1 protein-coding gene is annotated in these 556 nt (G+C 45.1%); it reads right to left on the bottom strand.

The window, feature by feature from the left end; translation table 11 throughout:
- Positions 1 to 130 precede the first annotated feature (130 nt).
- The coding region (locus AB5935_RS23045; RefSeq protein ID WP_368327605.1) for an RteC domain-containing protein at positions 131 to 556 on the bottom strand (426 nt) is incomplete at its 5' end.

The following is a 556-nucleotide window of genomic DNA, read 5'->3' as shown; positions in this document are numbered from 1 at the left end:
ACATAATGTTTTGCAGTTTATCTTTATCGGATTGAAAGGTTTCATATAGAACTAATTAGTATGTAATCAAATATAAACTAAAAAGACAGGAATACATGCATCCTGTCTTTTTATTTATAATGGATATTTTTTATCTTCTCATGCGCTCCATTTCTTCGTCGCGGAGCATTCTCTCGTTCAGTTTCTCCTGCATTCTGTTAAGGAAATAGGTGCGGCTTTCGTTCTTCCGGCGTTTGATGTCTATATAGAAGCGGTAGCAGTCCTTTGATTCAACGTCTATGCCGTAGATAAGTTCCACGAGGTCGATGGCGTTGCCCGTCCATTGCAGGGGTGAGGCGGGATTTTCGGTTGTGTTGTCGGAGGATGTACGGATGGGGATTAGTGGTGGCACTTGGGGAGCGGCAAGGAACTTCTGCATCTTCCTCACGAAAGAGAGTGCCTTGCTGATGTAGGCTGCAACCTCCCTCTTTTCTTCGGGAAGATTGCGCACGGGATGGTGCTGCAACTCGATTTCAATGTAAGCCAGCGCAATGATGGTGCGGTTGGTGTCCACATT

The sequence above is a fragment of the Phocaeicola sp. RTP21198st1_B8_RTP21198_201120 genome (genome assembly GCF_040929485.1).
GTDB classification, from domain to species: domain Bacteria; phylum Bacteroidota; class Bacteroidia; order Bacteroidales; family Bacteroidaceae; genus Phocaeicola; species Phocaeicola dorei.
This window is presented reverse-complemented; position numbering and strand designations above follow the sequence as displayed.